Annotated in this window: 22 protein-coding genes and 1 pseudogene; 7 read left to right on the top strand and 16 right to left on the bottom strand. The window is 73.3% G+C overall.

The genetic code is table 11. The features are described 5' to 3' along the window. Together ACY34I_RS19115 and ACY34I_RS19110 are read right to left on the bottom strand one after the other, a co-directional pair. A pseudogene (locus tag ACY34I_RS19115) lies at positions 1–231 on the bottom strand (hypothetical protein); the annotation flags it as partial. 659 nt (positions 232–890) lie between these two features. Further along, complete coding sequence (locus ACY34I_RS19110) at positions 891–1643, bottom strand: DedA family protein (RefSeq protein ID WP_148804017.1); 753 nt, start codon at positions 1641–1643, stop codon at positions 891–893. Between the two features lie 241 nt (positions 1644–1884). Between ACY34I_RS19110 and ACY34I_RS19105 the strand changes: the two genes are divergently transcribed. After that, positions 1885–2742 carry an alpha/beta fold hydrolase gene (locus ACY34I_RS19105; protein ID WP_148804019.1) on the top strand — a complete coding sequence of 286 codons (858 nt, stop codon included), beginning with the start codon at positions 1885–1887 and terminating at the stop codon, positions 2740–2742. Positions 2743–2852: 110 nt separating this feature from the next. Here the strand turns inward: ACY34I_RS19105 and ACY34I_RS19100 are convergent, their stop codons facing one another. The 5 genes from ACY34I_RS19100 to ACY34I_RS19080 all read right to left on the bottom strand — a co-directional run bounded on the left by ACY34I_RS19100 (position 2853) and on the right by ACY34I_RS19080 (position 7053). Then, entirely contained in the window at positions 2853–4280 is a 1428-nt protein-coding gene (locus tag ACY34I_RS19100; RefSeq protein WP_462756335.1) for a serine/threonine-protein kinase, read from the bottom strand. A 134-nt stretch (positions 4281–4414) separates the two neighbouring features. Further along, positions 4415–4618 (bottom strand): hypothetical protein, encoded by a 204-nt coding sequence (locus tag ACY34I_RS19095; RefSeq protein ID WP_148804022.1) that lies wholly within the window; start codon positions 4616–4618, stop codon positions 4415–4417. A gap of 2 nt (positions 4619–4620) precedes the next feature. Further along, complete coding sequence (locus tag ACY34I_RS19090; RefSeq protein ID WP_462756334.1) at positions 4621–5685, bottom strand: LacI family DNA-binding transcriptional regulator; 1065 nt, start codon at positions 5683–5685, stop codon at positions 4621–4623. A 110-nt stretch (positions 5686–5795) separates the two neighbouring features. Further along, positions 5796–6683 (bottom strand): helix-turn-helix domain-containing protein, encoded by an 888-nt coding sequence (locus tag ACY34I_RS19085; protein WP_148804025.1) that lies wholly within the window; start codon positions 6681–6683, stop codon positions 5796–5798. A 115-nt stretch (positions 6684–6798) separates the two neighbouring features. Then, complete coding sequence (locus tag ACY34I_RS19080) at positions 6799–7053, bottom strand: DUF397 domain-containing protein (RefSeq protein ID WP_462756333.1); 255 nt, start codon at positions 7051–7053, stop codon at positions 6799–6801. 267 nt (positions 7054–7320) lie between these two features. On the opposite strand from ACY34I_RS19080, the gene ACY34I_RS19075 reads away from it, so the two are divergent. After that, complete coding sequence (locus tag ACY34I_RS19075) at positions 7321–7971, top strand: GGDEF domain-containing protein (protein ID WP_462756332.1); 651 nt, start codon at positions 7321–7323, stop codon at positions 7969–7971. Position 7972: 1 nt separating this feature from the next. On the opposite strand, the gene ACY34I_RS19070 is transcribed toward ACY34I_RS19075, so the two are convergent. Together ACY34I_RS19070 and ACY34I_RS19065 are read right to left on the bottom strand one after the other, a co-directional pair. Then, positions 7973–8974, bottom strand: a complete 1002-nt coding sequence (locus ACY34I_RS19070) for a phosphotransferase enzyme family protein (RefSeq protein ID WP_462756331.1) — start codon at positions 8972–8974, stop codon at positions 7973–7975. 11 nt (positions 8975–8985) lie between these two features. Continuing rightward, positions 8986–9480, bottom strand: coding sequence for a type II toxin-antitoxin system PemK/MazF family toxin (locus tag ACY34I_RS19065; protein ID WP_462756330.1), 495 nt, complete (start codon positions 9478–9480; stop codon positions 8986–8988). Positions 9481–9574: 94 nt separating this feature from the next. On the opposite strand from ACY34I_RS19065, the gene ACY34I_RS19060 reads away from it, so the two are divergent. Next, entirely contained in the window at positions 9575–10177 is a 603-nt protein-coding gene (locus ACY34I_RS19060) for a DUF4291 domain-containing protein (protein ID WP_462756329.1), read from the top strand. A gap of 55 nt (positions 10178–10232) precedes the next feature. On the opposite strand, the gene ACY34I_RS19055 is transcribed toward ACY34I_RS19060, so the two are convergent. From ACY34I_RS19055 to ACY34I_RS19045, 3 genes are all read right to left on the bottom strand, one after another. Next, on the bottom strand, positions 10233–10970 hold the full coding sequence (locus tag ACY34I_RS19055) for a class I SAM-dependent methyltransferase (RefSeq protein ID WP_462756328.1): 738 nt from the start codon (positions 10968–10970) through the stop codon (positions 10233–10235). An 89-nt stretch (positions 10971–11059) separates the two neighbouring features. Continuing rightward, on the bottom strand, positions 11060–11365 hold the full coding sequence (locus ACY34I_RS19050; protein WP_462756327.1) for a hypothetical protein: 306 nt from the start codon (positions 11363–11365) through the stop codon (positions 11060–11062). Then, on the bottom strand, positions 11362–11742 hold the full coding sequence (locus ACY34I_RS19045; protein ID WP_462756340.1) for a hypothetical protein: 381 nt from the start codon (positions 11740–11742) through the stop codon (positions 11362–11364). The genes ACY34I_RS19050 and ACY34I_RS19045 overlap by 4 nt, the downstream gene beginning before the upstream one ends. 604 nt (positions 11743–12346) lie before the next feature. Here ACY34I_RS19045 and ACY34I_RS19040 point away from each other — a divergent pair. The 4 genes from ACY34I_RS19040 (at position 12347) to ACY34I_RS19025 (ending at position 14763) form a co-directional block, all read left to right on the top strand. Then, complete coding sequence (locus tag ACY34I_RS19040) at positions 12347–12598, top strand: GntR family transcriptional regulator (RefSeq protein ID WP_148804040.1); 252 nt, start codon at positions 12347–12349, stop codon at positions 12596–12598. Between the two features lie 103 nt (positions 12599–12701). Next, positions 12702–12920 carry a hypothetical protein gene (locus ACY34I_RS19035; protein ID WP_462756326.1) on the top strand — a complete coding sequence of 73 codons (219 nt, stop codon included), beginning with the start codon at positions 12702–12704 and terminating at the stop codon, positions 12918–12920. A gap of 48 nt (positions 12921–12968) precedes the next feature. After that, on the top strand, positions 12969–13487 hold the full coding sequence (locus tag ACY34I_RS19030) for an NUDIX hydrolase (protein WP_462756325.1): 519 nt from the start codon (positions 12969–12971) through the stop codon (positions 13485–13487). 31 nt (positions 13488–13518) lie between these two features. Then, the gene (locus ACY34I_RS19025) at positions 13519–14763 is read left to right on the top strand and encodes a hypothetical protein (protein ID WP_462756324.1); all 1245 of its coding nucleotides are present in this window, start codon (positions 13519–13521) and stop codon (positions 14761–14763) included. 85 nt (positions 14764–14848) lie between these two features. Here the strand turns inward: ACY34I_RS19025 and ACY34I_RS19020 are convergent, their stop codons facing one another. The 4 genes from ACY34I_RS19020 to ACY34I_RS19005 form a co-directional block, all read right to left on the bottom strand. Next, complete coding sequence (locus ACY34I_RS19020; protein ID WP_462756323.1) at positions 14849–20356, bottom strand: amino acid adenylation domain-containing protein; 5508 nt, start codon at positions 20354–20356, stop codon at positions 14849–14851. Next, entirely contained in the window at positions 20356–21792 is a 1437-nt protein-coding gene (locus ACY34I_RS19015; RefSeq protein WP_462756322.1) for an RNA-guided endonuclease InsQ/TnpB family protein, read from the bottom strand. The genes ACY34I_RS19020 and ACY34I_RS19015 overlap by 1 nt, the downstream gene beginning before the upstream one ends. Before the next feature lie 130 nt (positions 21793–21922). After that, a complete protein-coding gene (locus ACY34I_RS19010) occupies positions 21923–25036 on the bottom strand; it encodes a non-ribosomal peptide synthetase (RefSeq protein WP_462756321.1) in 3114 nt (1037 codons plus the stop codon). Further along, positions 25033–25221, bottom strand: a complete 189-nt coding sequence (locus ACY34I_RS19005) for an MbtH family protein (protein WP_462756320.1) — start codon at positions 25219–25221, stop codon at positions 25033–25035. Before ACY34I_RS19005 ends, ACY34I_RS19010 begins: the two co-directional genes overlap by 4 nt.

Below are 25221 nucleotides of genomic sequence, written 5' to 3'. Positions count from 1 at the left end.
CACGTTCGCGGTCTGCTCGTCGTTCAGGTCAATCTTCGACTGGGCGCCCTGCACACCATGCGGAATCAGCTTCCCCATGTCCACGCCCGGCTTGTCGGCCTGGACCGCGGCGACCGGCTTCCCAGCAGCAACCGGGGCGTCGGCGTGAGCGGCGATCGGACCGGCGAACACACCACCGGTGAAAGCCAGACCAGCAACACCAAGAACCGTCTTACGCAGCATCGTGTTCATGACGAAAGCTCCATTCGGGGGTTGGCGCACCCACAGCCCATGGGGGTGGGCAGGGCACGCAAGCACCGTCAGGCGCTCAAAGCAAAAGGGGAAAAGTCTTCAAGCCAGCGACTCGCGGGGCGAGAAGGGGTCGCCTCGTCGCGGCGCCGGGACCATATCCAACGACCGGCGGCCGGCCAGCATTCCGGGCCCAGCCACCCGTCGGGCGGGGCGTCTTCCTCGGCCGTGCACCCGTGTTCAACGACCCCCGACCGCCCACCATTCCGGGCCCGAGATGCCACCGGCCACTCGCAAACCGGACATCGCCTGCCAGAACACCCGCACAAGGGACCCCAAACCTCCCGTGATCCACTCCACATCGCCTAAGTGGCGGTATCCGACACCCGCCGACACCGCCACATCCCCGACCTGGCGTCGCTCACCATCCCCGACACGTGGCAAGACGTACCCGGGGCCGAACGGCGCAGGCCGCACATCCAGACGACGGCCGACCACCACCGGGGTGTGGCCCGCCGTGACCGGCGCAGGGATCAAGCCTGACCGCCCGGAGCCGGGCACGGCGGGCCACACCCCCAACAGCGACCACAGACGGCCGCAGGCCACACCGCAACGGCGACCACAGAGGGCGACGGGCGCACACCCCGAACAGCAACGGCGAGCTACCGCTCGTCCGTCTGCTCGGGCACGTACCAGCCACCCCGGTACAGGGTCCCGCGAGGCGGCTCGACCGGCGCCGACCGGGCCCGCCGCGCCCGGCGTACGCGACTGACCACGAACCAGCCGACCGCACCGGCGCAGACCACGATGACGACGTTCTGGAGCGTCCCGACGTACGTCTCGACCACGTGCCAGTTCTCGCCGAGCAGGTAGCCGGCCAGCACGAAAACGCTGTTCCAGATCAGGCTGCCCAGCGTCGTGTAAAGCAGGAAGATCGGCACGGGCATCCGTTCGACGCCGGCCGGGATGGAGATGAGGCTGCGGAAGATCGGAATCATCCGGCCGAAGAAGACCGCCTTGACGCCGTGCCGGAGGAACCACGCCTCGGTCCGGTCGACGTCCTCCAGCTTGACCAGCGGCAACCGGGCCACGATGGCGCGCATCCGGTCCCGGCCGAGGGCCGCGCCGATGCGATAGAGGGCCAGCGCTCCCAGCACCGAGCCGAGGGTGGTCCAGAGGATCGCCCCGATCAGGCTCATCCGGCCCTGGCTGGCGGTGAATCCGGCCAGCGGCAGGATCACCTCGCTGGGGATGGGTGGGAACAGGTTCTCCAGGGCGACGGCGAGACCGGCGCCGGGGCCGCCGAGCCGCTCGACCAGGCCGGTGACCCAGCCGACAGGCCCGTCACCGGCGGGCTCCGCGGCCCTCGGAGCGTTGACGCGGGGGCCGAGCAGGAGCTGCGCGTTTCCGATCATGCAACAACGTTACGGTCCGGCACGGCGGGCGGCCACGAAACCGTCACCGATGAGTGCGGAGGAGCATCCATCATGCGCGGGCGCGCCGTCCACCGACGCGCTGAGGGGCGCCCCACGTGCTGGCCCGTCGAGGCCGGCACCGTCGTGGTGCTGCACCACCCACCCGAGCACGGGCGATCGTGTCGGACCGGTGACCTACGGTGATGCGGTGGGGCCGCCGGCCCCGGAGAGGAGCAGGCCGATGACCCGTGCACCCGTCGAGGGCACCGTCCGGTCCGCCGACGGCACCACCATCGCGTACGAGCGCAGCGGCTCCGGGCCGACCGTCGTCATGGTGGACGCCGCCGGCGGATTCCGTGAGATGGGGCCGATGCGCCCGCTGGCCGCCCTGCTGGCCGACGAGTTCACCGTGGTCTGCTACGACCGGCGGGGCCGGGGCGGCAGCTCGGACACCGCGCCGTACCACGTGGACCGGGAGGTCGACGACCTGCGGGCGCTGGTCGCGGAGGTCGGCGCTCCGGCCTGTCTGTTCGGCTTCTCGTCCGGGGCGGTGCTGGCGCTGGTCGCGGCCGCGCGGGGGCTGCCGGTGGAGCGGCTCGCGCTGCTCGAGCCCCCGCTCGATCTGAGCAGCACGCCGACGGGCGAGCCAGGGTTGGCCGCGGAGATCGCCGGGCTAGTGGCGGCGGGCCGCCGGGGCGACGCGGTGGCGCACTTCCAGGCGAGCATCGGCGTGCCGGCCGAGCTGACCGAGGGCATGCGGGAGAGCCCCTGGTGGCCGGCGCTGGAGCGGTTGGCCCACACCCTGGTGTACGACCTGACGATCGTCGACGCGCTGCCGGCGGACGAGCTGGCCCAGGTCACCGTGCCGACCCTGGTGGTCGACAGCGAGCAGAGCGACGCGCGGCTGCGCGAGTGGGCCGCCGGCGTCGCGGCGGCGCTGCCGCACAGCCACCGGCGCAGCATGCGCGGGGACTGGCACCAGGTGCCGGAGGCCGACCTGGCACCCGCCTTGGCGGACTTCTTCGCCGGCCGCGCCAACGTGGCCGGGTCGGCGGAGCCGACCGCGAGCGGGCAGGTGACGGCCGACGCGAGACGGTGACGGCCGGAGCGGGACGACGCCGACCGACGCGGGACGGTGCCGCCGACGCGGGGCGGTGCCGGCCGCCCGCGAGCGGACTCCGCGGATCGCGGGCAGCCAGCGGTGGACGGTCAGCCCTCGTCGCGGCCGCCGCCGCGCAGCTGCGCGTACGCGTCGAGGAGGGCCGCCAGGTCGGCGGCGGTCTGCTCGGGGATCTTGCCGTCGTCGGCCGCCTTCTCGATGCGTTCGCGCAGGTCCTCGAGGCGCTTGGCGCGGTCCTTCGGCTTGCCCCGCTCCAGCTCGCGGGCCTTGTCCCGCAGGTCCTCGGCGGTCTTGCGGTCGATGTCGTCGCCGGCCTGGGCGAGCACCTCGTCGAAGCGCGCGGCGAGCTGGCGCAGGGTGACCGGCGCCGGCTGGGTGGTGGCCGGCTCCGAGGCGGCCGGCTCCGGCGGGGCGGACGACTCCGTGGCCTCCTCCGTCGGCGCGGTGGCGCTCGGCCCGGTGGCCTGCTGGTTGCCGGAGTTGTCGTCGAGCAGCAGCGCGCCGACCAGGCCGAGCAGGAGCACCAGCCCGGCCGCGACCAGCACCCCGATGAGCCGGTTCGACCGGGCGGGCGACGACGGTGGCGGGGCCGGGCGGACCGGAGCGGCCGCACGGTCGATGAGGGTCGGCGGGTGCTCGGCCCGGGCGACCGTGGGCAGGATCGCGGTCGGCGGGTCGACCGGCTGGCCGGCGCCGAAGCGGGTGGCGAGCTGGGCGGCGGTGGGCCGGTGGGCCGGGTCGAGGGAGAGACAGGCCAGGGTGAGGCCGGCGACGTCGGCCGGCAGCCCGGGTACGCGCAGCGGCGGCACCGGGGGGCGTCGGGCCTGCACGTCGAGCACGTCGTCCCAGGTCTGCACGGGCAGCGGGGCCCGCCCGGTGAGGGTGCGGTAGAGCAGCGCGCCGAGCGCGTACACGTCGCTGGCGGGGTTCGCCGGGCCGGGCGTCATCCGCTCCGGGGCGAAGTACGCGGGGGTGCCCATCATCAGCTCGCCGGTCTGGCCGGCGAGGGGGTGGCGCGGACCGGCGAGCGTGGCGATGCCGAAGTCGAGCACCTTCGCGCCGGTCTCGGTGAGCATCACGTTGCCGGGCTTGATGTCGCGGTGCACGACGCCGATCCGGTGCGCGGCGGCCAGGGCGGCGGCCACCTGCCCGGCCAGCCGGACCGCCTCCGGCCAGGCGAGCGGCCCGCCGGTCAGCCGGTCGGCGAGGGTCCGCCCCTCGACCAGCTCCATGACCAGGTACGGCACCACCGAGCCGTCGGGCAGGGTCGCCTCGCCGTAGTCGTAGACCTGGGTCACGTGCGGGTGGGTGAGCCGGGCGGCGGCGCGGGCCTCGCGCTGGATGGTGGCCCGCAGTTGCGGATCGGCGGCGAGCTCCGTGGCGAGGGCCTTGACCGCGACGGGGCGGTGCAGCACCTCGTCGTCGGCGCGCCACACCTCGGACATCCCGCCGAGCCCGATGCGCTCGCGCAGGACGTACCGATCGTGCAGCCGCAGCGTGGGCGTGAACGGCGACATGGTGGTCCAGTCTGCCTGGCGACCCGCGCGTCCCACCAACCCGGTGCCCGGTTCCGTCCCGAGCGGGCACGGATGGGACGAAATGGGGCCCGCCGGGGTGGCGCCGGCCACTCGGGCGGGCCGTCCGGCGCGGATCAGGGGGTGCAGGACGGGACGGAGGCCGGGCGGGGTTCCATCCGGTCGGCGAGCCGGCGCAGGGCGCCGGCGACGGCCAGCCGGGTGGGTGCCAGGCGGGGCGGGTGCGGCCGGTCGGGGCGGACCGGCGCGTCCGGCCGGGCCGAGTTGACGTGCCGGGTCACCGCGTCGACGGCGAGGACGAAACCGGTGGGCTGTTCCATGGTCAGCTCCTGGGGACGGGGCGGGTGGAGGTACGGACGACGAGTTCGGTGGGGAGCAGGACCTGTCCCGCGGCCGGGTCGGCCGGCGGGGTCAGCAGCAGCCCGGCGGCGAGCCGCCCCTTCTCCTCGGCGGGTTGGCGCACGGTGGTGAGCCCGGCGGTGGCGGCCTCGCCGATGTCGTCGAAGCCGGTGACCGAGACGGGACGGGCCAGCCGCGGGCCGATCTCGGCGAGCGCGTCGAGCACGCCGAGGGCGAGCACGTCGGAGCAGGCCAGGACGGCCGTGGGCGGGTCGTTCCCGGCCAGGGCGGGGGCGACGGCGGCGGCGCCGGCCGCGCGGCTGTTGCTGGTCGCGTTGAGCACCGTGATCTCGGGCCAGGGCACGCCGGCGGCGGCGAACGCCTCGGCGAAGCCGGTGAGGCGGCCGCGGGTCGTCGGGTGCGGCGCGGCGGCCGGGTCGGCCAGGCGCAGCGGTCCGGGCGGGGCGGCCGGCAGCACGGCGTCGCCGAGGAGGACCACCCGGCGGTGGCCGAGGGCGGCGACGTGTTCCGCGACGGATCGGGCCGCCGCGCGCTCGTCGATGCCGACGTAGCGGTCGGTCGGGCCGGCGTCGGGGCGGGCGGCGGTGGTGACGTAGGGCAGCGCCCGGCCGCGGATGGCGCCCAGCACCCAGTCCTCGTCGCCGACGCAGTAGACGCAGAAGCCGTCGACCGCGGCGTTCTCCACGGCGGCGCGGACCCGGGTGTGCTCGGCCGGCAGCGGCACGAGCAGCAGGCTGGTGCCGTGTTGCTCGACCGCTTCGCTGACCCCGGTGAGGAAGCGCACCGCGAACGGGTCGGTGAAGGCGTACGACAGCTGGGAGGTGAAGAGGACGCCGATCGCGCCGACGAAGCCACGCCGCAGCGATCGGGCGGTCGGGTTGGGGCCGGGGTAACCGAGGCGCTGCGCCGCGTCGAGGATCTTCGCCCGCAGGGCGGCGGAGAGCTGGTCGGGGCGGCTGTAGGCGTTGGACACGGTGCTCCGGGACACGCCCACGACGTCGGCGACGTCCTGCAGGGTCGGCTTCACCGGACGCACCACCCTTCTGGATCGATTCAGAACTGTATCGATCCAGAGAGTACCCACGCGGGTCGGCGTGCGTCAATGCCTCAGCGGCGGAGGGAACGGTGGGGCGCGGATCAGGCCGGGTAGAGCTCGTCCCGGATCTCGGCGAGCAGTTCCCGGGTACGCTCCGGCGGTGCGGCCTCCACGCAGAGCCGTTCCATGGCCAGCGCGTAGTAGTCGAGATCGTCGCGCTTGTCCAGGTAGATCGCGCTGGTCAACTGTTCGATGTAGACGACGTCCGGCAGGTCCTGGTCACCGAAGCGCAAAATGCTGAAGGCGCCGCTGGCGGCGGCGTGCCCACCGGCGGCGAACGGCACGATCTGGAGCTGGACGTGCGGCTCGGCGGTCGCCGCGATCAGCGCATCCAACTGCCCACGCATCACCTCGGGGCCACCGATCGGCCGGCGCAGCGCGGCCTCGTCGAGCACCGCCCAGAGCTGGGGCGGTTTGTCGCGGCGCAGCACCTCCTGGCGCTTCGTCCGCAGGCTCACCCGCCGGTCGAGCTCCTCGGCGGGTGCACCGCGGTGGCCCAGCAGGATCACCGCCCGGGCGTACTCGGGGGTCTGGAGCAGACCCGGCACGAACTGCACCTCGTACGTGCGGATCAGCACGGCGGCCGCCTCCAGCCCCAGATAGGACTGGAACCAGCTGGGCAGCACGTCGCCGTACCGGTGCCACCAGCCGGGGCTGTTCGCGTCCCGGGCCAGTTTGAGCAGCGCCTCCCGCTCGTCGGCGGCGGTGACGCCGTAGAGGGTGAGCAGGTCGGCGACGTCCCGCTCCTTGAAGCCGACCCGACCCAGCTCCATCCGGCTGATCTTCGACTCGGAGGAGCGGATCTCCCAGCCGGCGCTCTCCCTGCTCACCCCGGCACCCTCGCGGAGGCGACGCAGCTGCGCCCCGAGCAGCATCCGCAGCACGGTCGGTCCGCTGGCAGGATCACCCCCGGCGGGTACCGTCGTCACCTGACCGTCCTTCGCACGCCGACTGTCGCCGACCGGGCGCCCCGGCCCGGCCGACGTGTAAGCATGCCATGTGCGCTCCGTGAGGTGAACTCCCCCGGACGGCTGACCCGGCCGGTCAGCCCGCGGGGCGGCGGGCGATCAGGTCATCGAAGTCACCGTCGCGGGCGCCGAGCACGAAGGCGGCGATCTCGTCCACTGTGTAGATAAGCGCGGGGCCCTCCGGGTACCGGGAATTGCGGACCGCGATCCCGGCGCCGCCGGGCAGCTCGGCCAGCTCGACACAGTTGCCACTCGGGTTGCTCCGGCGAGCCTTCCGCCAGCACAGCGGCGGCAGCTGGCTGGTCGGTACACCGTTCTTGGGGTGCTCCATGGCGCATCTTTCTGTGCAAGAGCCAGCCGATGCCGCGGGGAGGAGCGGTGGGTGGCGACGCGGGTTCTGTCGACTGAGGAGTGAGATGCACGTGCATCTGCTATTGCATCTGCATTGGACAGCGAGCATGATAGCCCCACGTGCGGTGTACCCACAGGTTCACTCTGGGTCACCCAAACCCGGTCACGACCGGGGAAGACGCGGGTCTGGCGCGGTCGGCCCCCGGTGCCGTCCGGCGAGACCGAGAGCTGCGGTGAGGGAGGACGCGTGCCGGACCCGATGACTGTCGCTTCCGGCATTTCCGCCGCTGGTGCCATCCTCTCGGCCTGGCAGCTGCGCCGCCGGGCACTGCGCGCGGAGACCCAGCTCGAGCTGCTCCAGGCCGAGCTGGAGGCCGAGCGGCACGCGGCCAGCCACGACCCGCTCACCGGGCTGCCCAACCGCCGAGCGTTCCACCGGCTGGCCGCGACCCTGCTCACCGACGCCGCCGGCAAGCCGCTGGTGGCGATCGTGCTGGACCTCGACGACTTCAAGCAGGTCAACGACCGCTACGGGCACGCCGCCGGCGACCAGGTGCTGATCAGCGTGGCGCAGCGGCTGGCCGCGTTCGCCGGGGACAACCTGGTCGCCCGCCTGGGCGGGGACGAGTTCGCCGGCCTGCTCGCCAGCCCGACCGTCGACCGGCGGTGGATCGAGCACGCCACCCGCAGGCTCTGCGAGGCGCTCGCCGCGCCGATCCCGCTCGGCACCCGCACCCTGCGGGTGACCGCCTCGGTCGGGCTCGCCCCGGTGCACGGTCCCACCCAGCTGGCCGACGCGCTCTGCCGGGCGGACGCGGCGATGTACCAGGCGAAGAGCATCAACAGCGGCCGCGCGACCCGCCAACTCGTGGACGCCCCGCAGCTGGCCGACCGCTGACTCACGCCCAACGGCCCAGCTCGCGCAGCGCGATACGGGCGAGCGTGACCAGCCCCGCCGGCCCGAGCAGCCCCCGCACGATCCGCAGCGCACGGACGCGGTCGGCCTCCGCCCGGCCGGCGTCGGCCACGTCAGCGGACCAGCTCCACATGTCGTCCAGCGCCCGCACCCCGAGGTGGTACGCGAGCCGGACCGGATCCGGCCGCACCAGGCCGTAGCCGGCCCGGAAGGCGGCCTCGTCGACCCGCCCCTCGGGCGCGAAGGCCGGCCCACCGCCCAGCACGAACATCAGATCGCGTTCCCGCGGGGCGAGCACCGCGTCATCCCAGTCGATCAGCCAGACCTGCCCGTCCGGGCCGAGCAGCAGGTTGCCCAGGTGCGGGTCGCCGTGGCAGACGACCAGCTCCGCCGGCCGGGCGCGCAGCTCGGCGCCGAACCCGTCGATCCGCTCCAGCAGCCGCGCGACGTCCGCGGCCGCGGCCCGCCAGCAGGCGGCCACCTCCCGCGTCCACCGATCGGCGGAGCCGTCGACCGCGCGCAGCCGGCGATCCGCCTCCCGCACGGCCGCGCCGATCGCGGCGTGCGTGTGGTCCTCCCGGGGCAGCCCGGCCAGTTCCTCGGTCACCGGGACCGCGTGCGCCGCGGCGAGCAGCTCACCGTACCCGCGCCAGTGGGCGGGGCGCATGCCGCCGGCGGTCGCCCGTTCGTCGGAGACCCACGGCACCACGGTGAGCCGGCGGCCGTCGTGGACGGCGCTGAGCCGCCCGTCCCGGGTGGTCAGCGGCGCGGCGATGCCCGGTACGCCCTGCCGGGCGAGCAGCGCGCTGACCACCAGCCCGGCCGGTGTGCCACCGCCGCTGAGCTTGACCGCGTACGCGTGGCCGTCGGCGGTGGTGGCCCGCCACAGCCGCGCGGCGGGGTCCGCGCCGAACGCCACCGGGGTGGCGCTGACCAGGGTCAACCCGAAGTCCGCGGCGACCCGGGCGGTGAGCCGGTGGTCCACGCCCCCGCCGGTCAGCGCCAGCCGTAGCCGGCGCGCAGCGCCTGGCCCACCCGGTCGAACCGCCGCCGGTCCAGCACCGCGCCCTCGCGGCGGATGCTGTCCTCGCGCATGGTGAGCACCCGGTCGAGGCGTACCCAGCTCGGGCGCTGGTCCCGGTCCCACTCCCCCGGGCCCAGGGACATCCAGTGCCGCTGCCCGTCCCGGTCGCTCTGGCTCGACAGCATCAGCCCGAACAGCGTGCGGCTCTGCCGGCCGACCACCAGCACCGGGCGGTCCTTGCCCTGCCGAGGGTCGTCCTCGTACGGGACCCAGGTCCACACGATCTCCCCCGGATCGGCCTGCCCATCCAGCTCCGGGGCGTACGACAGCTCGCGCCGCTGCAGCGCGGCGACCTGGCGGCGCCGGGCGACCTGAGCCGGAATCGGCCCGGCGGTACGGGCCGGCACGGACCGGCCACCGGTGATCCGGCCGAACCGGGACGCCACACTCCTCAACAGACCTGCCACGGCGGGCAGCCTATCCTCCGGGCGCCCCGGCCACGCATCCCCGGCGACGGAAACCGGGTGGCCGTGCGGGCGGGCGCTCGGCGACCATCTGCCGGTGACCGTTCCCGTCCACCAGATCCGCGCCACCTACACGGCCGACACCATCACCGTCTACCAGGCCTACTCCGCGGAGATCGCCGCCCCCGCGCTGGCCGCCGGCCGGTTCGTGGCGCCGTTCAAGCGCGAGCGGATGACATGGATCAAGCCGTCGTTCCGGTGGATGATGTACCGCTGCGGCTGGGCGCGGAAACCCGGGCAGGAGCGGGTGCTGGCGGTGGAGATCACCCGGGCCGGCTTCGAATGGGCGCTCGCGCACGCCTGCCTCAGCGGCTACGCGCCCCGGCTGCACGCCGACCGGGCGGCCTGGCACCGGCAGCTGAAAGCCAGCCCGGTGCGGGTGCAGTGGGACCCGGAGCGATCGCTACGACTGGCGCCGCTGCCCTACCGCTCGCTGCAGGTGGGGCTCTCCGGCAAGGCGGTGCACCGCTACGTGGACGACTGGCTGGTCGGCCTCACCGACGTCACGCCGCTGGCCCGGGCGGTGCACGAACGGCTCACCGCCGGTGACGAGCCGGGCGCGGGCGCGCTGCTGCCGGTCGAGCGCCCGTACCCGCTGCCGGCCGAGGTGGCCCGAATCGTCGACGCCAGCCCGGACTGAAGCGCGGAAGCACCGGCCGCTCGACGCGGGCCGCCCCGGACCGCCGATGGCGGGATCAGGCCGGGCGGCGGGCCAGGACCAGGGTGGTGCGCAGGTCCATGACGATTGTGCCGCCGAACCCGTCGACGGCCGCGCCCACCGCGGCGAGCACCCGCTCGCGCAACTCGGGAGGCCGCTTGAGCTGCGGCGAGAACGTGCTGACCAACCGTAGGTACGCCGCCGTGTCAAACGGCACCGCCCGACGGAAGGACAGCGACCGCACGTCGGTGAAGAGGCCGCTGCCGAGCACGTCGTCGTGGAACCAGCCCTCCGGACGGTCGTTCGGCTGCTGGGGGTCGGCCGACTCGAACGCCGCCCGCAGCGCCGCGGCCTGGTCCGGGTCGAGGTAGTCGTAGCGGTGCGCGAAGACGGCCAGGGTGCCGCCGGGGGTGAGGCTGTCGTGGGCGCGCCGGTTGCGGGTGGCCGGTTCCAGCCAGTGCCAGGCCATCGCGCAGGCCAGTGCCGGCACCCCGCCCGGTGGCGGACTCCACTGCTCGAACGGGACGGTCACCACCTCGACCTCGGGGAAGCGGGCCGCCAGCACCCGGGCCATCCGGCGGTCCGGCTCCACACAGGTCAGCGGCGCGCCCAGGGTGAGCAGCGTCCGGGTGGCCAGCCCCGTGCCGGCGCCGACCTCGACCAGCGCGCGAGGCGCCCCGCCGTGGTAGGCGCGGATCGCCTCGACGAGGTCCGCTGGGTAGCCTGGGCGGGCCTCGTCGTAGCCGCCGGCCACCTCGCCGAAGAGCTCAGACATGATCGCCATCTTCGCAGAGGTGGCCCGCCGACGCTGATCCCTTCGGTGTGAACCGTCGTCGAGCGGGTCGAACCGGGCTTGATGCGAGGTCAAATGGCCTTTTGATGCACTTCTCGACTCGGTTCGGCTGGCACGGTTTCTGTTCTTTGCTGTACTGCCGGCATCAACCGCTCGGCGTGCCTGGTCCAGCCGAGGAAGCGGCGGTGCAGCACGCCGGCCGGTGTCCAGGGCATGTCTTCGGTGGCCCGGACGAGATAGCTGCCGAGGTAGATGGCCAGCGACACCGGAGCATCGGCGTACTCCGCCCGCAGCTCCCGCTTCCTGGTCGGGCACGGCCAGGGCAGGTCGCATCCTCCGCAGCTCCAGATCGGCATGACCGAGCCGTGGGCGGTCACCGCACACCCTCTAGGAACTGAGCGGTGATCGTCCGAGCCTGCTGGCTGGTCGCCCAATCCACCTGCCAGCACGGGTACGGAGTCAGCCGCGACCACCACGCGCGGCAGCCGGCGCACATGCCATCGAGGCCACGGACGTGCACCGCGAGGATGACCCGCTCCTGCCCGCCGCTCACTGCTCCCCCTCCGTCGGCCAATGGCCACGATTGATCGGAATCCGGTGCCGGGCACGGCACGGCAGATCGGCTCCACACCGGCAGACCCGCCGCCACCGCCGCCAGCACCAGACCGGCCGATGCCGCCGCGCGAAGGTCATCGCGACGGCGAGCAGGTACTCCTCGTACGAGACGCGCCGCACCGCATCCCTCCTTGGGCATGGTCAACGGCACGGCAGCCGGGCCTTCGCGGGTCATCCGACCGCCGCACCTGCCACGGATGTTCGGGTCACCCTCGGCAGTAGTAGACGCTCAGGTCGTAGATCGCGGTCGAACCCCGCCCGTCGTCCAGCTCGGAAGGGGCCAGGTCCCTCAGGGCGGACCTCGATCTTGTGTCCCGACCCGCTCCCGCTGTCGATTAAGACCCGCGTCGGTGAGGCTGCCCAGGTCGATCAGCTGGTGCCAGGTGGCCAGCACGGCCTCGCCCGCGCCGGGCTGCGGCACGGCGGCCGGCTCGACCGACGGCGCGGACGGACGGTCTGTCCGTCCCTCGGCAGCTCACGAGGACCAACCACCGGGACTGAGAACGCCTTGGTCACAACCCCGACGCCCCCTTCCGATCTTGAACAGGTCGCCGGAGGGTGCCTGCCGGGCAAAATGTTCACGGGCGCGACCTCGATTCGCGTCAAGGCCCTCGGTAAGCGCTACACGAGCCGAGGGCCGCTTTGCAGGCATGCCCCGACTTTAACGCCAACCTGTCCAGCCTGTCCATAGAACGGACAGCATAGACCGCCTGGCCCGCCTGGACAGGTGGAAGCCTGTGGGCATGATCGACCCCTGGTCACCGCGCTCATTCGCTGAACAAGTGGCCGACGCGCTCCGGGCGAAGATCGACAGCGGGGAGTGGCCACCCGGGCACAAGCTCCCTGGCGAGGTGACGCTGGCGCAGACGTACGACGTAGCGCGCGGCACCGTGCGGGCCGCGCTCGATGCGCTGCGGGAAGAAGGCCGGGTAGTCACCTTCACCGGGCGCGGGACGTTCGTCACGCCGAGGGTGACGGGAACCGTTGACACTTGACGATCGGCTTCCCCGGTCGGCCCAACCACCGAGCACCTGGAGCTGCCCCAGCCCGCCGCGACCGTGACCCACGGCCGGCGGTCACCTGCTGGATACTGCCACGATGCCCCAGAAGACAGAATCCCTCTCCTCACGGCACTTCTCGCAGAGCAATCCAGCAGGTCCGGGCCAGGATGACGTTCCGGCCCTACTGCGTCGGGTCGCCGACTCGATCGAGGAACTCGGACAGGTGTGGATCCAAGACCTGGTCCTGCACAACGAGGTCACGGCCGATGGGGACTGGTTCTCAGTCACGGTCTACTTCCGCGAGGAGTCCGAGTAGCACAGCCTGCCTCACGACCGGCCACCATGGACAAGGCGGTGTGAACCAATGATCCCCGATCTTCCCCGCGACCTGCCGGTGTTGGAGCGCCGGGCGGTGAGGGTGGTGGTGCTCGACGCCGCCGAACGGGTGCTGCTGTTCCACACCCGGGACCCGGAGCACCCCCGCCTCGGGGTCTGGTGGGAGCTGCCCGGCGGCGGGCTCGACCCCGGGGAGACGTATCTGGAGGCGGCAGTACGGGAGTTGCGCGAGGAGACCGGCATCGTGGTCGCGCCGGCCGACGTGGGCGCGCCGACGTGGCGACGGCGGGCCAGTTTCATCCACCGACAGCGGCGCCACCTGCAGGACGAGGTGATCGTCCCGGTACGGCTGCCTGGGCTCGGACCGGACGTGGACGAGGCGGACCGGCTGGACTACGAGGTGGAGGACTACTTCGGGTTCCGCTGGTGGCCGGTCGCCGAGGTGGTCGGCGCGCGGCCGCGCTGCTACCCGGGGCGGCTGCCCGAGCTGCTGCCGGCGTTCCTGGCCGGCGAGGAGATCGACGAGCCGTTCGAGCTGTGGTCATGACGAATCCGCCGGCAACCGGCACAGTGGAACGGTGAACCCAATCCACGGACCTCTCGCCCACTACGCCGAGCGGCTGCACCGCGCCGCCGGCGACGCGCACCACGTCGCCTCCCCGCTCGGCGCCTGGCTGCTCCTCGCGCTCACCGGCCCCGCCGCCACCGGCGGAACCCGTGACGAACTAACCGAGGCGCTCGGCACCGACGTGGACGTGGCGGCGGAGGTGGCAGGGGCGCTGCTGTCGGCGCCGCACCCGTTGGTGGCCTCCGCCAGTGCGGTGTGGGAGCGCCAGCCCTTCGAGGGCCTGGCCGGCTGGCGGGCCGGCCTGCCGGAGCGGACGCAGCGCGGCCCGCTGCCCGACCAGGCGGCGCTCGACGCCTGGGCCCGGGAGCACACGTACGGTCTGATCGACCGGTTCCCGATCACCGTCCGACCGCAGATCCTGCTGATCCTGGCCAGCGCGCTGGCCACCAAGGTGTCCTGGGCGGAACCGTTCCAGGTGGCTCCGGCCGACCAGCTCGGGTCGGGCAGCGCCTGGGCGGGCCGGCTCGATCGGGTGTTGCGCACCCCGTGGCACGGCCACCTGTGCTGGATCGCGACGACCGCGCGGGCCGGTGACGTCGCGGTGCACGCCGCGCCCGCCCGACCGGTGTCGACCGCCGGCGGCGAGGCCGGGATGCTGGTGGTGTCGGTCGCCGCCGCACCGGACGTGCCGCCGGTCGACGTCCTCGCCGCCGCCCAGGAGATCGCCGCACGGACCGCCACCGCACCGGACGGGTACCAGCCCCGCCAGCGGTCCCTGTTCGACCTGCCGCTCGGCGACACCCCGCTGTGGACGCTTCGGGAGGAGACGGTACGCACGTTCGCGCGCGACGGCCGGGAGGAGCGGACCAGGGCCGTGCTGCCCTGCTGGTCGGCGGAGAGCCGGCACGACCTGACGCCGGCCGGGTTCGGCTTCGACGCCGCCGCCCGGGCGCTCGGGATGCTCATGGGGCTGGCGAACCCGCAGCACGAGGCGGTCCAGTCGGCGGTGGCCCGCTACGGGCGGTACGGCTTCGAGGCCGCCGCGGTGACCGCGTTCGCGGTGGCGACCGGACTGCCGCCGGAGGGCGTCGCCCGGGTGGCGGAGCTGCGGTTCGGCCACCCGTACGCCGTGGTGGCGGTGGCCACCGACAGCGCGGGCGGGCCGTGGCACGGCCTGCCGGTCTACTCGGCCTGGGTGGCGCAGCCGCAGGAACTGCCCGAGGACGAGCTGGCGGACCCGCCCCGACAGTGGTGAGCGGGGGCCTCCGGCCGTGCGGCCGGAGGCCCCGCGCGCTACGCGCGTGAAAAGGGAACCCGGAGGCGTTGAGAAGGGCCCTTCTTTACACCGCGACCGGTTCGCGTTCGGCGGCCCGGGCGGCGAGCCGGCGTTCCCGCTCCTGGGCGCCGATCAGGTCGTCCGGGAGGGAGTCCGCCACCTCGATGTCGAACCGGCGCAGCAGCCGGATCGCGAACCCGCCGAGGGTGACCAGCACGAGGGCCAGCCCGAAGCAGACGTACGCGAAGCCGATGCCGCGGCCGGGACCGGTGCCGATCACCGCGCCCACCGACCCGGCGAGCGCCCCACCCGGGGCGAGCATCGGCTCGAACAGGGCGGTGGCCCCCGGTGCCAGCAGCGCGAAGCCGATCGGGAGCGTCGACCAGGCGATGGTCTGGTTGAGGCTGAACACCCGGCCGTGGAACCGCTGCGGCACCTTGACCTGGACGATGGTCGCGTAGATCGACTGCGCGGTGGTCATCGCCATGGCCAGCCAGCCCATGCCGACGCAGATCATCGCCACCGAGGCGTCCAGGCCGATCAGCACGCAGCCGATCGCGGTGCCCAGGTTGGCGACGAGCACGCCGATCATCCGCCGCCGGCGTGGGCCGCCCCAGAGCGACATGAGCACGCCACCGGCCACCGCGCCGACCGCCTCGGCAAGGGCCACCTGGGCCACCTGGGTGGGGGTGCCGAAGGAGAGCACCAGCGGGGTGGTGAGCACCAGGGCGGGGGCCAGGAAGATGTTGCCCAGCGCGAAGTAGCCGAGCATCAGCCGGAAGCCCTTGTGCTGCCAGGAGTAGCGCAGGCCGTTGGCGATGGCGACCAGGAGCCGTTCCCGGGGCCGCCAGCCGAGCAGGTCGGGGAAGCGGACCACGGCCAGGGTGGTCACCGCGACCACATAGCTGGCCACGTCGACGAGCAGGATGCCCTTGAGCTCGATCGCGGCGAGCAGGCCGGCCGCGAAGACCGGCATGAGCAGGGTGGCGACGCCGGTGGAGAGCTGGGTGATGCCCATCGCGTGGCCGAGGTAGCGCTTCGGCACGAGCTGGGGCACCGCCGACTGGAACGCGATGCGCTGGAACGAACCGGCCACCGAGCTGAGCGCGACCAGGAGGTAGATGTGCCAGAGCACCAGGCTGTCGGTCCACAGCAGCGCGGCCAGGACCAACTGGATCGACCCGGCGATGGAGCTGGCCAGCATCATGATCCGGCGTCGGCTGACCCGGTCGACGATCGCGCCGGCCACCGGGAGCATCAGCACGCCGCAGATCAGCGCGAGCGCCCAGAGCAGGCCGAGGTCGGCCACCGACCCGGTCCGGTTGAACAGCCAGATCGGCAGGGCGAACGCGGTCAGCGCGGAGCCGGTGCTGGAGACGAGCTGCCCGACGGTGACCGCCAGGAAGCGGCCCATGCTGGGTTTGACGGTGGCCCGGGCCGCCCCCTCCGCCGCGCCCACCCGCAGGTGGTCGAGGACCGCCCAGCCGGCGTCCTCGCCCCGCGCGTCGGGGGTGAGCGCCGCGATGTCCCCGGCGACCACCGCCGGGTGGACCCGGGTGACGATCTCGGCCAGTTCCTCGGCGCGGTACTTCAGGAAGAAGTGGCCGGCCTGGTCGAGGACGACCAGCCCGAGGGTGTCGCTGAGGAACTGCCACTCGGCGTACCGCTCGCGGTAGTAGTCGGTGACCGGGTCCTCGGAGCCGACCACCGAGATGATCGGGGCGCGCAGCTTCGTGGCCCGCTGGTCGAGCAGGCGGGTGAAGTACTCCTCGGAGGCGCGGGAGTCGGCCCGCATGTTGCTGATGATCCGGTCGGCCTGCTCCGGGTCCAGCTCGTCGGTGTCCACGCCCATCGACTTGAGCCAGCTCGCGTAGTGCCGGTTGCTGCGCAGCTGCTCCAGCCGGTTGCGCATCCGCGCGAAGAGGCCCTTCGGCCGGGCGAACGGGAACATCGCGCCGATGTAGACGGCCCCGATGTCGCGGCCGGCAGCCTCGACCTTTCGGGCCACCTCGGCGATGATCGCACTGCCCACGCCGCAGTGGCCGTAGAGCGCGATCGGGCCCTCGACCCGCTCCAGGATCTCGTCGGCGACCCGGGTGGTCAGCTCGTCGAAGGGCAGCGCGTCCTCGCTGAGGCCGACGTCGTGCCCGGGGATGGCCAGCGACCAGAGGGCGTGCCCGGCCGGCAGCGCGTCGGCGAGCGGCTGGTAGACGATGGCGCTGCCGCCGCCGTACGGGACGCAGACGTAGGACAGCACCCGCTTGCCGGCGGGGATCGGCTTGGTCAGCTCGTAGAGCAGCCGGCGCGGCCCCTCCTCGGCGGCATCGCCGGAGATGAACGCGGCCAGGTCGCGGATGGTCCGCTGCTGGAACAGGTCCATCACGCCGACCGGCCGGCCGCCCAGCTCCGCCTTGCGGATCTTCGCGACCACCTGGGTGGCGAGCATGGAGTGCCCGCCCAGATCGAAGAAGTCGTCGTCGATGCCCAGCGTGTCGACGCCCAGCACCTCCGACCAGATGGCGGCGAGCGTGCGTTCGGTGTCGTCGCGCGGCTCGACCAGCGCCACCGACGCCTCGCGGGTGACCACCGGGGCGGGCAGCGCCTTGCGGTCGAGTTTCCCGTTGGGGGTCAGCGGCAGCGCGTCGAGGGTGACGAACGCGGCCGGCACCATGTACTCCGGCAGGGTGTCCTTCAGTGCGGTCTTCAGCGCGGCGTGTTCGGCGGGCCCGACCAGGTAGGCGGTGAGCCGCTTGTCTCCGGGGGTGTCCTCGCGGACGATCACCGCCGCCTCGGTCACCCCGGGCTGCTCGCGTAGCGCGCTCTCGATCTCGCCCAGCTCGATGCGCAGGCCGCGCAGCTTGACCTGGTGGTCGATCCGGCCGAGGAACTCGATCACGCCGGCGGGCCGGGCCGGGTCGTCCGTCCCGGGCGCGAGCACCCAGCGGGCCAGGTCGCCGGTGCGGTACAGGCGGGCGCCGGGTTCACCGGAGAACGGGTCGGGGACGAACTTCTCGGCGGTCAGCGCCGGCCGGCGGTGGTAGCCGCGGGCCAGCCCGACGCCGCCGATGTGCAGTTCACCGGCGACGCCCAGCGGGCACTCGTTGCCCGCCGGGTCGAGCACGTGCAGCCGCAGGTTGGCGATCGGCGCGCCGATCGGGACGCCGGTGAGGCCGGCCAGCAGCGCCGGGTCGCACGGCCAGGCGGTAACGTCGATGGCCGCCTCGGTCGGGCCGTAGAGGTTGTGCAGGCCGCACCAGGGCAGCCGGGCGGTGAAGTCGACCGCGGACGCCAGCGGCAGCTCCTCGCCGGAGCAGATCACCCGGCGCAGCGCGGTGGCCGCCTCGATCCCGTCCTCGGCGAGGAAGACGGTGAGCATGGACGGCACGAAGTGCGCGGTGGTGATCCGCTCGGCGACCAGCAGGTCGCGCAGGTAGCCGGCGTCCTTGTGGCCGCCCGGCTTGGCCAGCACCAGGCGGGCGCCCTCGCGCAGCGGCCAGAAGAACTCCCACACCGACACGTCGAAGCTGGCCGGGGTCTTCTGCAGCACGGCGTCGTCGGCGCCGAGGCGGTACGTCTTCTGCATCCAGTCGAGCCGGTTGACGATGCCCCGGTGGGTGTTCGGCACCCCCTTCGGCCGGCCGGTGGAGCCGGAGGTGTAGATGACGTACGCGAGGTGCTCGGGGCCGGCGGACGGCTCCGGGTCGGTGGCGGGCTGGTCGGCCCAGCCGGCCGGGTCGTCCAAGGCGAGGACGGTGGCGGCCGTCTCCGGCAGCACCTCCCGCAGGTGCTCCTGGACCAGCACCACCGGCGCGTCCGCGTCGGTGACCATGAAGGCCAGCCGGTCCGCCGGATACTCCGGGTCCAGCGGCAGGTAGGCGCCGCCGGCCTTGAGCACGCCGAGCAGGCCGGCGACCAGTTCGAGGGAGCGCTCCGCGCAGACGCCGACCAGGGTCTCCGGGCCGACACCGGCGGCGCGCAGCCGGTGCGCGATCCGGTTGGCGGCGGCGTTCAGCTCGGCGTACGTGAGGCTGCGGCCGTCGATGGTGACGGCGACCGCGTCCGGGGTGGCGGCGGCGCGCTCCTCGATCGGGCCGTGCAGGGTCTGCGTACGCGGGAAGTCCGCGGCGGTGTCGTTCCACGCCGCCAGCAGCGCCCGCTCCTCCGCGGGCAGCAGCGCCAGCCGGGAGACCGGGGTGTCCGGCGCGTCGACGATCGCGGCCAGCAGGGCGGTCCAGCGCCGGGCCATCCGCTCGACGGTGTCCCGGGTGAACAGGTCGGTGTTGAAGACCAGCTTGCCCCAGAGCCCGTCCACGGTCTCCACGGCGTGCAGCTCGAAGTCGAACCGGGTGGCCCGCAGCTCCATCGGCGTCCACTCGAAGCTGACCTCGTCGTCGCGCGAGACGCCGGTGAACCGGCCCATCTCGTAGTTCTGCAGCACGAACATGGCCTGGAAGACCGGGGACCGGCTGACGTCGCGGGGCAGCCCCAGCTCGTGGACCACCTTGGCGAACGGCACCTCGGCGTGCTCGAAGCCGTCCAGCACGCCGCGCCGGGTGCGCTCCAGCAGGTCGCGGAAGGTAGGGTCGCCGGCCAGCTCGGCCCGCAGCGGCAGCATATTGATGAACATGCCGACCACGTTCTCCAGCTCCGGCGCGGAGCGGCCGGCCACCGACGCGCCGACGGCGAAGTCGTCCTGGCCGGAGTGCCGGGCCAGCAGCACCTGGTACGCGGCCAGCAGCGTCATGAACAGCGTGCCGCCGCTGTCCCGGGTGAGGTCGTTGAGCCGTTCGGTGGCCGCCGGGTCGAGCTGGAACTCGACGAAGTCGCCCCGGTAGGTCTGGGTGGCCGGGCGGGGCCGGTCCAGCGGCAGCTCCAGCGGGGTGATCCCGGCGAGCCGCTGCTTCCAGTAGTCGACGTGCGCCCGGGCCTGCGGGCCGTCCAGCTCCTGCGCCTCCCAGACGGCGAAGTCGCCGTACTGGATGGGCAGGGTGGGCAGCTCGCCGCCCCGGTACAGGGTGATCAGGTCGCGCAGCAGCACGTCCACCGACCAGCCGTCCCCGACGATGTGGTGCTTGCCGAGGAAGAGCACCCGGTCGTCGGCGGCCAGCCGGACCAGCAGGGCGCGCAGCAGCGGCCCGTGCGCCAGGTCGAACGGTTCGGCGGCGGCCGCGTCGACTAGCGCCTGCGCGGTTGCCTCGTCCGGGGCGTCCACGATGGTCAGCGGCACCTCGACGGTCTCCTCCACCACCACGGTGGGGCGCCCGTCCGCGTCGGCCGGGAAGCGGGTCCGCAGCGACTCGTGCCGGGCGGTCAGCGCGGCCAGGGCGGCACGCAGCGCGGCCACGTCGAGCGGGCCGCGCACCCGCAGCGGCACCGCGATGTGGTAGGCCGCCTCGCCCGGAGCGAGCTGGTCCATGAACCAGACCCGCTCCTGGGCGTAGGACAGCGGCACCTCGGCGTCGGCGGGCCGGGGCGTGATCCGGGCCGTGGGGGCGGCCTGCCGGGCGCGCAGCCGCCTGGCGATCAGCGCCTGCCGGGCCGCCTCCCGGGTCGAATCCTTCAGGTCGGTCATCAGCTGCTTTCCTGCTTCCTACCACGTCTCGTTGTCGAACGGTTCGGATGTTTCGCTCTCCGCTCGGCTGGTGCCGGGCTGGAGTCCTGGACCGGCAGTCTGGTCCGGCGGCGATCGGTCCGTTCCTGCAGGATCTGCTTCACCCGTTGGTGTGGGGTGTGCAGGGCGATGTCGGGGTCGCCGGCTCGGTGCAGGATGTTGATCGCGGCGTTCACGTCGGCCTGCCACACCACCCCGCACTCTGTGCAGTGAAACCGGTCGCCGCTGCGGCGGCCGAAGTCGCCGCAGCGGTGGCAGGTTTGTGAGGTGTAGGCGGCGTTGACGGGAACGAGCGCAGAACCTCTACGCTCCGACACGCTTTTCAGGGCCTCGGCGGTGACTCCTTTGGTCCACGCCGCGAGGCGCCGGTTGATGTTCTTGCCGAGTTTCTTGGGGCTGGTGAAGCGCTTGGTGAGGTTTTCGGCGACCACGGTGGCTGCCTTGTCGACGACCTCGTGCACGGCGGTGAAGATCTCCGTACGCACCCGCGCCCGGTGCCGGGCGGCCTGCCGGTCCCGCTTGGCGGTGCCGAGGTTGTTGGCCTTGATCCGGTGCGCCTTCGCGTGATCACCATTGCGGGCGGCGGTGTTGGCGATCGAGCGGAGCTTCGCCCGCCGCCGGTTGCGTTCCTTCAACCGATCCGACTCGACGGTCAGCAGCTCGCCGAGGCAGGTTCCGTGTGGATCACCGTCGGAGTCGGTGAGGGCTTCGGTGTAGCCCTTGTCCACCCCGATCATTTGCTCGCCGCAGGGCCGTCGCGACGACGGCATCTCCGATGCGTCGATCTGGTAGTGCACCTCGACCCGACCCCCGCGCAGGATCAGCCGCAGCGTGCCCGTCGGAGCGACCATCGTAGACAGCGGGATTCTGACCATCTTGCGAGGCTTGAGGCCGGGAACCGCCAGCCACAACCGGCCGCGCCCGTCGGTGAGCGTGTGGTGCTGGTCGGCGCGTACGACGATCTGATCGTGCGTGTGGTTCTTGCCACGCTTCCAGTGCTCGCGCATCTGCCGAGCTAGGAACGGGTCGTCAGCCCACCGGTCAGCCCTCAACGCGGCCAGCATGCGCTGACGCTCGGCCAGATCGCTGGTGCGCCGGAAAACCGCGCGGCGCACCTCGACCTTGGCTGAGGCCAGGCTCGCGGCGATGTCGGCCATGGCGTCGCGGACGGTTTCCTTCCACGCATTCGCCAGCACACCAAACTGGACGTACGTGCCGTCAGCCATCCACCGGTCCCGCACCTGCCGGTCCTTCAGCCCGGACCCGACACCGACGACCGACCCGTACCGCTGCCACACCTCACTACGAACCCGACCCAACCGACGCGCCTGCTTAAGCAACACCGCGTACTTGCCCAGATTCAGACCCGCCGAGTAAGCGATCCGCGTGACCTTCACCGCTGACCAGCCCCGGTCAGGCCCGCTTCGGGTTCCTCCTCGAAGGGGCGCTCTGCGTACTCACCGATCCGGTAGATGTTACGCACAACAAGCAACCATAGATGGACATGCGGGGAAGAACGACAACTGGTCACTCCTCTTCCGCCGCGAGCAGCGCGGCGACCTCGGTGTCGGAGAGCCCGTCGAGCTCGGCGGCGATCCGCTGCTCGATCTGGGCGGCCAGGTCCGCCACCACGGGGCTGCTGAACAGCGCCCGCATGGGCAGTTCGACGTCCACCTCGGCCCGGATCCGGGCCATCGCCCGCATGCCGCGCAGCGAGTTGCCGCCGAGAGCGAAGAAGTCGTCCAGAGCGCCGACCTTCTCCACCTGGAGGATCTCGGCGTACACCTCGGCGACCAGGGCCTCGGCCTCGGTGCGCGGGGCGACGTAGGCGTCCTCGGCCGGCGCGGCGGTGGCCGGCGCGGGCAGCGCGGCCCGGTCCAGCTTGCCGTTCGGCGTCAGGGGCAGCGCGTCGAGCCGGACCAGTGCCGCCGGGATCAGGTGGGCGGGCAATTCCCGGGCCAGTTCGGCGCGGACCGAGTCCTCGTGGGCCGGGCCGACCAGGTAGCCGACCAGCGTCGGCTCGCCCGAGTCGGTCCGCACCGCCGCGGCGGCCGCCCGGACGTCCGGGTGGGCCAGCAGCGCGGCCTCCACCTCACCCAGCTCGATCCGCATGCCGCGCACCTTGACCTGGTCGTCGCGGCGGCCCAGGTATTCCAGCGTGCCGTCGGCACGCCAGCGGGCCAGGTCGCCGGTGGCGTACATCCGCCCCCCGGGCGGGCCGTACGGGCAGGGCAGGAAACGCTCGGCGGTGAGGCCGGGGCGACGCAGATAGCCGCGGGCGAGCTGGGCGCCGGCGACGTACAGCTCGCCGACCACGCCCGGCGGGACCGGCTGCAGGGCCGCGTCGAGCAGCAGCGCCCGGGTGTTCCAGGTGGGCGTGCCGATCGACACCGGCCCGGCCGGGACCGGTTCGCCCGGGGCGATCCGGGCGGCGACGCAACCGACCGTCGCCTCGGTCGGGCCGTACTCGTTGATCACCGCGACGTCCGGGTGCGCCGCCCGCCACCCGGCGAGCTGCTCGCCGGTGAGCGCCTCACCGCCGATCACCAGGTCGGCGGTGGGCGACAGCTCGCCGTCGAGCAGCGGCAGGTGGCTGGGGGTGACCTTGAGGAAGGTGGGCCGACCGCCGACCCGGGCCGCCGGCTCGTCGATCGCCGCGAGCCGGACCGTGCCGCCGGCGGTGAGCGTGCCGAGCAGGCCGGTGACGGTGAGGTCGAAGGAGACCGGCGAGTGCAGCAGCGCGGTGCCGGCCAGGCCCGGGTAGGTGTGCCGGGCCCAGGCCAGGTAGGCGGTGACCGCGCGATGCTCCACCACCACGCCCTTCGGCCGGCCGGTGGAGCCGGAGGTGTAGAGCACGTACGCCGGGTGCTCGGGGCGCTGCGGGGTGAGCCGGTCGGCGTCGGTGAGGTCGCCATCGGCCTGGTCGGAACCCACCTCCCCGTCCAGCACCAGCGCGCCGGCCGGCACCAGGGCCGCGGTCTCCGGGGTCGCCACCACCAGGGCCGGGTCGGCGTCGTCCAGCAGGTACGCGATCCGCCCGGCCGGGTAGGCGGTGTCCACCGGCACGTACGCCGCGCCGGACTTGAGCACCGCGAGGATGGCCACCACCAGCTCGCAGGACCGGGGCACGGCGAGCGCGACCCGGGCCTCCGGGCCGGCGCCCCGGGCCACCAGCAGCCGAGCCAGCCGGTTCGCGGCGGTGTTCAGCTCGGCGTAGGTGAGCGGCACGCCATCGCAGACCAGCGCGGTGGCGTCGGGCTTGGCTGCGGCCTGCCGCTGCACCTCGTCGACCACGGTGGTCGGCGGCAGCTCGTGCGCGGTGTCGTTCCAGGCGCTCAGCACCAGGTCCCGCTCGGCGTCGGCGAGCAGCGGCAGCGCGGCGACCCGCCGCTGCGGGTCGGCGACGGCGGCGGCGAGCAGCCGGACGTACCGGTCGACGACCGCCTGGGCGGTGTTGCGGTCGAACAGCGCCGTGCGGTAGACCAGCCGGCTCTCGCCGGTGGTGATGTCGAACGCCAGGTCGTCCTTGGTGGTGCCCAGCTCCACCGGGTCCAGGCCGGAGTCGGGGATGAAGTTCAGCGCGGTCTGGAAGATCGGCTGCACCGACGGGTCGCGCTGCGGGTCGACCGCCTCGACGATCTTCTGGAACGGGGTCTGCCCGTGCTCGATCGCGTCGACCAGGCCGGCGCGGACCCGGGCGAGCAGCTCGGCGAAGGTCGGGTCGCCGGAGACGTCGCAGCGCAGCGCCACCGGGTTGACGAACATGCCGATCAGCGGGGCCACCTCGGCGCTGTCCCGGCCGGCGGTGGAGACGCCGACCACCACGTCGGTGTCGCCGGAGATCCGGGACAGCAGCGCCGCGAAGCCGGCCAGCAGCACCATGTACGGCGTGGCCGCCGCGCCGGTCGCGAGGGCGACGACCCGGTCGAGCAGCCCGTCGGGCAGCTCGAACCGCACCTCGTCGCCGGCGAAGCCGAGCTGTGCCGGGCGGGGCCGGTCCAGCGGCAGGCCGGTGACCGCCGGCGCGCCGGCCAGGTGGCCGGTCCAGAAGGCGAGCTGGCGGTCCAGCTCCGCGCCGGTGAGCTGGTCGCGCTGCCAGACCGCGAAGTCGGCGTACTGGATGGGCAGCTCGGGCACGGCGGGCTCGGCGCCGGTCGACGCGGCCTGGCTGAACGCGCCGAGTTCCTGGTGGAACAGCACCGCCGAGTGGCTGTCGAAGACCGCGTGGTGCACCACGAACACCAGCGCCCAGGTGTCGTCCAGGCGGACCAGCCGGGCCCGCCACAGCGGCGGGGCGTCCAGCGGGATCGGGCTGCGGGCCAGTTCCGCGCGGATCGCCTCGAACGCCGCGAGGCGCTCCGCCTCCGGCAGGTGCCGCAGGTCGTCGGTCGGGATCGGGGCGGCTTCGTGGGCCCGCACCACCTGCACCAGGGCGCCGTCGTCGACCCGTAGGTAGGTGCGGAGCGCCTCGTGCCGGGCCACCACCTGGTTGACGATGCCGGCGGCGGCGTCCGCGTCGATCCCGGCCGGGAAGCGCCACGGGACGGAGACGTTGTAGACCGGCGAGCCGGCGTCGAGCTGGTTGGCCATCCACACCCGCTCCTGCGCGAAGGACGCCGGGAAGGTCCATTCCTGGGTCATGACTGCGCCTCACGTACCGAGCGGGGCCGCATGTCGGTCCAGACGGTCTCGACGTGGGCCAGGCACTCCTCCCGGCTGCCGGCGAAGCCGGCGTCGTGCCAGCCCGCGGGGAGGTCCCGGTCGGCCGACCAGATCGAGTACTGCTCCTCGTCGTTGCGCACGACCAGGAATCGGGGTTCGGCCAT

The sequence above is a fragment of the Micromonospora sp. RTBAU3-60 genome (assembly GCF_054963695.1).
The sequence above is the reverse complement of the archived record's forward strand: the minus strand, read 5'-3'. Positions and strand labels throughout refer to the sequence as shown.

Coding starts and splice junctions, on each gene's coding strand:
- ACY34I_RS19005 (WP_462756320.1), bottom strand. CDS start 25,221: ATGGCCGAACCCCGATTCCTGGTCGTGCGCAACGACGAGGAGCAGTAC.
- ACY34I_RS19045 (WP_462756340.1), bottom strand. CDS start 11,742: ATGCCCAAGGAGGGATGCGGTGCGGCGCGTCTCGTACGAGGAGTACCT.
- ACY34I_RS19080 (WP_462756333.1), bottom strand. CDS start 7,053: ATGGAGCACCCCAAGAACGGTGTACCGACCAGCCAGCTGCCGCCGCTG.
- ACY34I_RS19030 (WP_462756325.1), top strand. CDS start 12,969: ATGATCCCCGATCTTCCCCGCGACCTGCCGGTGTTGGAGCGCCGGGCG.
- ACY34I_RS19100 (WP_462756335.1), bottom strand. CDS start 4,280: ATGTCGCCGTTCACGCCCACGCTGCGGCTGCACGATCGGTACGTCCTG.
- ACY34I_RS19010 (WP_462756321.1), bottom strand. CDS start 25,036: ATGACCCAGGAATGGACCTTCCCGGCGTCCTTCGCGCAGGAGCGGGTG.
- ACY34I_RS19110 (WP_148804017.1), bottom strand. CDS start 1,643: ATGATCGGAAACGCGCAGCTCCTGCTCGGCCCCCGCGTCAACGCTCCG.
- ACY34I_RS19105 (WP_148804019.1), top strand. CDS start 1,885: ATGACCCGTGCACCCGTCGAGGGCACCGTCCGGTCCGCCGACGGCACC.
- ACY34I_RS19040 (WP_148804040.1), top strand. CDS start 12,347: ATGATCGACCCCTGGTCACCGCGCTCATTCGCTGAACAAGTGGCCGAC.
- ACY34I_RS19055 (WP_462756328.1), bottom strand. CDS start 10,970: ATGTCTGAGCTCTTCGGCGAGGTGGCCGGCGGCTACGACGAGGCCCGC.
- ACY34I_RS19020 (WP_462756323.1), bottom strand. CDS start 20,356: ATGACCGACCTGAAGGATTCGACCCGGGAGGCGGCCCGGCAGGCGCTG.
- ACY34I_RS19035 (WP_462756326.1), top strand. CDS start 12,702: ATGCCCCAGAAGACAGAATCCCTCTCCTCACGGCACTTCTCGCAGAGC.
- ACY34I_RS19095 (WP_148804022.1), bottom strand. CDS start 4,618: ATGGAACAGCCCACCGGTTTCGTCCTCGCCGTCGACGCGGTGACCCGG.